The organism is Pseudoalteromonas sp. MER144-MNA-CIBAN-0113, assembly GCF_040308965.1.
GTDB lineage: Bacteria > Pseudomonadota > Gammaproteobacteria > Enterobacterales > Alteromonadaceae > Pseudoalteromonas > Pseudoalteromonas tetraodonis.
The window spans coordinates 26,318-32,444 of sequence record NZ_JBEOOG010000044.1; the positions used below are offsets into that span (position 1 = coordinate 26,318).

At 42.5% G+C, this 6,127-nt stretch carries 4 protein-coding genes; 2 read left to right on the plus strand and 2 right to left on the minus strand.

All coding sequences use genetic code 11. The annotated features are described in order from the left end of the window. Positions 1 to 61: 61 nt before the first annotated feature. Both ssb and AAEY57_RS12290 read right to left on the minus strand, forming a co-directional pair. Entirely contained in the window at positions 62 to 763 is a 702-nt protein-coding gene (gene ssb / locus AAEY57_RS12285; RefSeq protein WP_024602151.1) for a single-stranded DNA-binding protein, read from the minus strand. A 20-nt stretch (positions 764 to 783) separates the two neighbouring features. Then, positions 784 to 2,151, minus strand: coding sequence for an MFS transporter (locus tag AAEY57_RS12290; RefSeq protein ID WP_013463916.1), 1,368 nt, complete (start codon positions 2,149 to 2,151; stop codon positions 784 to 786). Between the two features lie 163 nt (positions 2,152 to 2,314). Here AAEY57_RS12290 and uvrA point away from each other — a divergent pair, with 163 nt between their 5' ends. Both uvrA and AAEY57_RS12300 read left to right on the plus strand, forming a co-directional pair. Beyond that, complete coding sequence (gene uvrA / locus AAEY57_RS12295) at positions 2,315 to 5,140, plus strand: excinuclease ABC subunit UvrA (protein WP_193049498.1); 2,826 nt, start codon at positions 2,315 to 2,317, stop codon at positions 5,138 to 5,140. 29 nt (positions 5,141 to 5,169) lie between these two features. Then, entirely contained in the window at positions 5,170 to 6,054 is an 885-nt protein-coding gene (locus tag AAEY57_RS12300) for a hypothetical protein (protein ID WP_350607961.1), read from the plus strand. The last annotated feature ends 73 nt before the right edge of the window (positions 6,055 to 6,127 follow it).

The following is a 6,127-nucleotide window of genomic DNA, read 5'->3' on the forward strand; positions in this document are numbered from 1 at the left end:
AATAAAAAAAGCCGCCTAATAGCGGCTTTCTAGAAAATTTTCAACATTTTTTTGTCTTAGATCAGAACGGGATATCGTCATCAAAGTCGATTGTTGGTTCCATAGGGTTTGATGCGCCACCTTGCGGTGCATTTTGTGGCTTAGGTGCAAACCCGCCTTGCTGTTGTGGTGCACTATTTTGTTGTGGTGCAAAACCACCTTGCTGCTGTGGCTGGTATTGGTTGTTTTGCTGCGGTGCTGGCTGCTGAGCAGGTGCAGATTGCTGCTGTGGAGCATAACTGCCTTGCTGGCTATTTTGGCCTTGGTTATTTTGACCATAACCACCGCTTTGTTGCCCGCCTTGGTTGCCTTGATAGCCACTACTTTGTTGACCACCTTGGTTACCTTGATAGCCACCACTTTGTTGATCGCCACCGCGTGCACCTAACATTTGCATTTGACCCGTAAAGCCATCAACAACGATTTCAGTGGTGTATTTTTCTTGGCCTTGTTGATCAGTCCATTTACGGGTTTGAAGTTTACCTTCTACGTAAATTTGTGATCCCTTGCGGCAGTATTCGCCTACAATTTCAGCTAATTTGCCAAAAAATACCACACGGTGCCACTCAGTTTTATCAACCATTTGGCCAGTGTTTTTATCTTTATAGCTGTCTGAAGTTGCTAAGGTAATATTTGCTACGCCATTACCATTAGGCATGTAACGAACTTCAGGATCTTGCCCTAAATTACCAACCAAAATTACTTTGTTCACACCGCGTGCCATGGAACCATCTCCTATAAACGTTAGATTAAACCAGCCACTCTTCGGGCTTGGTCTAGGTCAAATTCTTTATCATTAATCTTTAAGTAGCTACGACTTTCATCGCGAACTACGGTTGCTTCTATTACGCCGGGTAAAGCAACTAACTGAGAAGCTAGTGTTTGTGCCTGCTCTTCAGAATCTAATTGGGTCATTAAACTAATAACTTTGCTTTTCGGTGGGACTTGCATTTTCCACGCAATAATAAGCCATATTACCCCAACAAGTGCCGCCGCCGCAAACACAGCTTGCGTACTGGTGGTTTGTGCTACATACCCACCTAACATACCGCCTAAAAAAGCACCTAAGAACTGGCTAGATGAATACCCACCCATGGCTGAGCCCTTTTGGCTTGCAGGCGCAATGCGAGACACAAGAGCCGGCATAGTGGCTTCTAAAAAGTTAAAAGCAACAAAATATAACAGCATACAAACCGCAATGCCAACAACGCTGTTTGCCCACATAGACATACTTAACATGCTGACTATTAAAACCATAACAGAACCAATAAAGGCTTGTTTTTCTTTCTCTTTTTTAATTGCCACTATCATTACTGGCACCATCAAAAAAAACGCTAAAAATAAAACCGGGATATAAAGCTGCCAATGGTTTTCAGCCACAAGTCCATCTTTAATTAGTTGACTTGGCAATACTACAAAAATAGTCGTCAATGTTAAATGCAGCAATAATACACCTGCATTTAGACGCGCAAGCTGCGGATGTTTAATTAGCTTTTTAATGTCACTAAAGCTGGCAAGTGTATCGCCTTTAGGGGCTTTATTTATTGCACTGGGAACGAGCATAGTGACTATAAAAATACCACACACAGCCAAAATAGCCGTTAGCCAAAATACGCCTGTAATGCCCCACGAAGCTGCCACTATCGGCCCTAATAACATCGCAATCGCAAAACTCATGCCGATGCTCATGCCAATCACCGCCATGACTTTGGGGCGCTGTTCATCTCGGCTTAAATCTGATGCAAACGCTAATAATGCGCTGGCTATAGCTCCCATGCCTTGTAACGCACGCCCTACCGTCACCATTTGAATAGACTCTGCCAAAGCGGCAATTACCGAACCTAAAGCAAACACCGCCAAACCACCGACTATGACTTTTTTACGACCTATTTTATCGGAAAGTCTCCCCATTGGGATTTGTAATACGGCCTGAGTTAAACCATACGCACCAATTGCAAAACCAATCCAGATAGGTGAAAAGCCTTCAAGCTCTTGACCATAAATAGCTAAAACAGGCATCAGCATAAACAAGCCGAGCATTCTAAATGCAAACACACTCGCTAACGATACGGCGGCGCGTTTTTCTCGTGAATTAAGTGAAGATGCGGTCATTATTTGCGTGATCTTACTGTGTTAAAAAATTAGGCAAGGATTCTATCACAAGCTTGGCAATAATTAATCGTCTATAACTAAGGATTTTTTCGATGATCAAGGATTAATATTGCAGCGTATTATGCGATACTGAACAAATAATTTTGGCAATAAACGAGATAGCATGGAAAACATTGAAGTCCGAGGCGCCCGCACGCACAATTTAAAAGACATCAGCCTAACCATCCCACGTGATAAACTAATTGTTATTACTGGCTTATCTGGTTCAGGAAAGTCATCACTTGCATTTGATACGCTGTATGCAGAAGGGCAACGCCGGTATGTTGAGTCACTCTCTGCTTATGCAAGGCAGTTTTTGTCATTAATGGAAAAGCCCGATGTAGATCATATTGAAGGCCTTTCTCCTGCTATTTCCATAGAACAAAAATCAACCTCGCATAACCCACGTTCAACCGTGGGAACTATTACTGAAATCTACGATTATTTACGCTTGATGTTTGCACGAGTCGGTGAGCCTCGCTGCCCGACTCATGATTTACCGCTCGCGGCGCAAACAATCAGCCAAATGGTCGATACCGCACTGGCGCTGCCTGAAGGCACAAAGTTAATGCTCTTGGCGCCTGTTGTTAAAGACCGTAAAGGCGAACATGTAAAGCTATTAGAGCAGCTTGCAAGCCAAGGCTACATTCGCGCACGTATTGATGGCGAAGTGTGCGACCTATCTGATCCACCACCACTAGATCTACATAAAAAGCACACAATTGAAGTCGTGGTTGATCGCTTTAAAGTCAAAGACGGCCAGCAACAACGTCTCGCGGAATCATTCGAAACAGCACTTGAAATGTCAGGCGGCGTTGCCAACATTGCGTTTATGGACGATAGCAATGCTGAAGAAATGCTGTTTTCAGCAAATTTTGCCTGTCCAACCTGTGGCTATGCGATGACAGAGCTTGAACCGCGTCTATTTTCGTTCAACAACCCAGCCGGGGCTTGTCAAAGCTGTGACGGTTTAGGTGTAAGGCAATACTTTGACCCTAATCGCGTGGTTCATAACCCTGAAATAAGTTTAGCTGGCGGTGCAATTAAAGGCTGGGATAAACGCAGCTTTTACTATTATCAAATGTTGCAAGCAGTTGCACAGCATTACGAGTTTGATTTAGATGTACCTTATCAAGAGCTTGCAAAAGAACATAAAAAAATTATTTTAGATGGCTCTGGTGATACTAAAATTGCATTTAATTATCGTAATGACCGTGGTGATTTAATTACACGTAATCATGTATTTGAGGGCGTGTTAAACAATATGAACCGCCGCTACCGCGAAACTGAATCAAACTCTGTGCGTGAAGAGCTAGCTAAGTATCAAACCAGCCAAGCATGCCCTAGTTGTAAAGGCTCACGTTTGCGCCAAGAAGCACGCAATGTATTTATTGGTCAAACTAACTTGCCAACCATTACGCATATGAGTATTGGTGAGGCGATGAGCTTTTTTGAAGGCTTGCATCTGACTGGGCAAAAAGGCCAAATCGCCGAGAAAATACTAAAAGAAATTCGCGACCGGTTATCGTTCTTAATAAATGTAGGCTTAAATTACTTATCACTTGAGCGTAGCGCCGACACACTTTCAGGCGGTGAGGCACAGCGTATTCGCTTAGCGAGTCAAATTGGTGCTGGGTTAGTGGGTGTTATGTATGTTCTGGATGAACCTTCAATTGGTTTGCACCAACGTGATAACGACCGTTTATTGAAAACCTTAGTTCATTTACGCGATTTGGGTAACACCGTTATTGTTGTAGAACACGATGAAGACGCCATTCGCGCGGCAGATCATATTATTGATATTGGCCCAGGTGCTGGCGTACATGGCGGACATGTTATTGCTCAAGGTACACGCGATGATATTTTAGCAAGCAAAGACTCGGTTACCGGCCAATTTTTATCTGGCGTACGTAAAATTGAAGTGCCTAAAGAGCGCCATGCTACTAACGATAAATGGCTAGAGCTGTTTGGTGCTACTGGTAATAACTTAAAAAATGTTGATTTAAAAATACCATTTGGCTTAATGACCTGTATTACCGGTGTATCTGGCTCGGGTAAATCTACACTCATTAACGATACCTTGTTTAAACTTGCCCACACTGAACTCAACGGTGCAACTACTGCAGAAGCAGCTCCTTATGGGTCAATTGCAGGACTTGAGCACTTTGATAAAGTAATTGATATTGACCAAAGTCCTATTGGCCGCACACCGCGTTCAAACCCTGCCACTTACACTGGTATTTTCACCGGTATTCGTGAGCTGTTTGCGGGTACTCAAGAAGCCCGTTCACGTGGTTACAAAGTGGGTCGTTTTAGCTTTAATGTTAAAGGTGGGCGTTGTGAGGCATGCCAAGGTGATGGCGTTATTAAAGTAGAAATGCACTTCTTACCTGACGTTTATGTACCGTGTGATGTGTGTAAGGGTAAACGTTATAATCGCGAAACCTTAGAAGTACAATATAAAGGCAAAAACATCAACCAAGTGCTCGACATGACCGTTGAAGATGCCCATGACTACTTTGATAAAATACCGGCTATAGCACGCAAACTTAAAACCCTAATGGATGTTGGACTTTCTTATATCCGCTTAGGCCAAGCCGCTACAACACTTTCTGGTGGTGAAGCACAGCGAATTAAGTTAGCACGTGAGCTTTCTAAGCGTGATACCGGTAAAACGCTATACATATTAGATGAGCCAACAACAGGCCTGCACTTTGCAGATATAGAGCAGTTATTAGTAGTACTGCATCGTCTGCGCGATCATGGCAATACCATTGTAGTGATTGAGCACAATTTAGATGTCATCAAAACAGCCGACTGGATCGTTGATTTAGGCCCTGAAGGTGGTGCTGGCGGCGGTGAAATACTGATTGCAGGTACACCAGAAGAAGTGGCTGAATGCCAGCGCTCTCATACTGGGCACTACTTAAAACCGTTATTAAATAAATAACGGTAATACGCTTTAGATAAGGAAAGTCGGTGTTAAGGTATTTAAAAATTGCAAAATGGCGTGCTAATAAGCAGTTTAAGCAACAGCAAAAAAGCTGGCAACCACACCAAGTTAAACTGCTTAGCCATATAAAAAGCATATGGTTTAACCTTAACACCGCGCAAAAGCTTTACCTTCTTGCACTTATAAGTTTAGCTATTTTTAAGTTAACCTGGTTGTGCGCCAGCATCACCATTGTTGCACTGATCGTAGAATTTTGGCCTAAGTTTAATCAACTATGGAATTCACTCGCCGGTAAAGCACTTATTTTGGTATTTTATGCCAGTATTGCTAACTTTGTTTTAGCAAGTGCTAGTGGCATTGTAAATGAAGTCACTCAGGTATCAGCTAATCACTTTAATTACACTCATAACTTTGCCACTTTATTATATTTACCGCCTTGGACACTAGGAATAACTTTGGCAACACTGCTCGGCTTACAACTTATTTTGCCTTTTTACATCATAGTGTTATTACTAATCAAGCCATTTGGATCTGATCGCATAAAGTTTATTAGCCAAAGCTACTCACCACTTCTAACTGCATTAACCCGCTTTTTTTTAGCGACGGTAGTGTTTGTAAGTCTGATTGCATTTATTGATGAAAAACCGCCTGAAAAAGTATTAAACGATATAGTAAATAGCTTTGAAAATAGCCAATCGCTCGCAAATAAATCCCCCGCTGAACAAGAGCAAGCCATAGAAAAGTTGAGTGAGCAAATAGAGAAAAAACTCCCCTCTTCAGACAATGACGGCGCTCAGACAAAAACATTTGGTATTCACTTAGAAGGCGAAGATGAGAACACTCAAACGGTTAGGCAGTTTTTAGATACTAAAGGCTACTTTGAACGTAGTAAGCGCTTAATTGCCATGTGAATCGCCCCGTGTTTGCCAGAGACTCAATAACTTGAGAAACTGGAACTATGAAAAAATCAAATCGCTATACATC

Coding starts and splice junctions, on each gene's coding strand:
- uvrA (WP_193049498.1), top strand. CDS start 2,315: ATGGAAAACATTGAAGTCCGAGGCGCCCGCACGCACAATTTAAAAGAC.
- ssb (WP_024602151.1), bottom strand. CDS start 763: ATGGCACGCGGTGTGAACAAAGTAATTTTGGTTGGTAATTTAGGGCAA.
- AAEY57_RS12290 (WP_013463916.1), bottom strand. CDS start 2,151: ATGACCGCATCTTCACTTAATTCACGAGAAAAACGCGCCGCCGTATCG.